This window comes from Ornithinibacter sp. (genome assembly GCF_035443565.1).
Lineage (GTDB): Bacteria > Actinomycetota > Actinomycetes > Actinomycetales > Dermatophilaceae > Fodinibacter.
In genome coordinates this window covers 1-1,883 of the sequence record NZ_DAORSO010000289.1, presented here as the reverse complement: position 1 = coordinate 1,883, position 1,883 = coordinate 1, and the positions used below count along the sequence as shown (strand labels likewise).

Here is a 1,883-nt window from a genome sequence, read left to right as displayed (position 1 = left end):
CGCTCGCCGACGTGCCCGAGTGGTACCGGGGCGAGGCCCTGCTCGCCGTCGCCGCACGCGTCGGCACCACGCGCCTCATCGACAACACCCCGGTGCTCGTCGGGCCGGGGGGTGGTGCGCTCGACGTCTTCTCGGACGTCCCGCACGCCCGCGCGGACGTCTGAGGGGCAGTTCGGATGCGGTCCGCCCCCCTCACGCTGCCCCGTCGCCTCACTGCTTCCGCCCCCGGATGGACCACGTCCGCCGACGTCATCGTCGTCGGCTCCGGCATCGCCGGTCTGACGTGCGCCCTGCGGCTGCGCGAACAGGTCGATCGGGTGCTGCTCGTGACCAAGACGGTGCTCTCCGCGGGCTCGACCCAGTGGGCCCAAGGGGGGATCGCCGCCGTGCTCGACCCCGACGACACCGCGCAGGAGCACCTCGACGACACGTTGGTCGCCGGGGTCGGCCTGTGCGACGTCGAGGCGGTTCGGGCCCTGGTCACCGAGGGCCCCGAACGGGTGCACGAACTCGTCGCCCTGGGGGCCGAGTTCGACCGTGACGCCGGCGGTGAGATCAAGCTGACCCGCGAGGGTGGCCACCACCGCGACCGCATCGCCCACGCCGGCGGTGATGCGACTGGTGCCGAGATCTCCCGCGCACTCATCGCCGCGCTGCACCGGGTGCTCGACGACCCGGGCATCGAGGTCATCGAGCACGCGCTCGTCGTCGACCTGCTCACCGCCGCCGACGGCGCCGTGTGCGGGGTGACCCTGCACGTCATCGGCGAGGGCCAGGTCGACGGGGTCGGCGCGGCCGCGGGCCGGGCCGTCGTGCTCGCGACCGGGGGCCTCGGGCAGATCTACGCCTCGACGACCAACCCGCCGGTCGCGACCGGCGACGGGATGGCCGCAGCCCTGCGCGCCGGGGCGGCCGTCACCGACCTCGAGTTCGTCCAGTTCCACCCCACGGTGCTCTTCCTCGGTGAGGGGTCGACCGGGCAGCAGCCGCTCATCTCCGAGGCACTGCGGGGCGAGGGCGCCTTCCTCGTCGACGGTGACGGGACACGGATCATGGCCGGACGGCATCCGCTCGAGGACCTCGCGCCGCGTGACGTCGTCGCGCGCGCGATCCTCGACGTCATGCGTGACCAGGGGGTCGACCACGTCTGGCTCGACGCACGACACCTCGGCGGGGCGTTCCTGGAGCAGCGGTTCCCGTCGATCGTCGCCCGCTGCCGTGAGCTCGGGTTCGACCCGGCCGTTGACCTGCTACCCGTCGCCCCGGCGCAGCACTACGCCTCAGGTGGCGTCGAGACCGACCTGCTCGGGCGCACGTCGCTCGACGGGCTCTACGCCTGCGGCGAGTGCTCGTGCACCGGCGTGCACGGCGCCAACCGCCTGGCCTCCAACTCCCTGCTCGAGGGGCTGGTCTTCGCCCACCGGATCGCCGACGACATCGCGGCGCGGTTCAGCTCCGGTGACCTGCCACAGCGTTCCGTCGCTGCCCCTGCGGCCGCCGGTGGGTCACTGGAGGGGGACACCGACGCCGTGCTCGACGCCTCGCGGCGCATCGAGGTGCAGCGCGCCATGACGCTGGGCTCGGGGCCGGTGCGCTCGGGCGAGTCGACCGCCGGTGCGCAGGTCGCCCTCGCGGCGCTCGCGGCCCAACCGACCACGGAGGCCGAACCCGGGCCGCTCACCTGGGAGACGACCAACCTGCTGCACCTGGGACAGGTGCTCTCGCACGTCGCGCACCTGCGCGAGGAGACCCGCGGCGGGCACGTGCGCTCGGACTTCCCCGAGCGCGACGACGCCCGCTGGCTGACCCACCTCACCGCGACCCGGCAGGCCGACGGTCAGGTCGTCATCACCGAACGCCCCGCAGGAGACCCCCGATGAGCG

The 1,883-nt window shown here is 73.9% G+C and carries 1 protein-coding gene and 1 pseudogene; both read left to right on the top strand.

What is annotated here, in order from left to right; genetic code table 11:
• Positions 1–164: pseudogene (locus tag PLL68_RS14545) on the top strand (pantoate--beta-alanine ligase); the annotation flags it as partial.
• 12 nt (positions 165–176) lie between these two features.
• Positions 177–1,880 (top strand): L-aspartate oxidase, encoded by a 1,704-nt coding sequence (locus tag PLL68_RS14540; RefSeq protein WP_324535305.1) that lies wholly within the window; start codon positions 177–179, stop codon positions 1,878–1,880.
• Positions 1,881–1,883 lie beyond the last annotated feature (3 nt).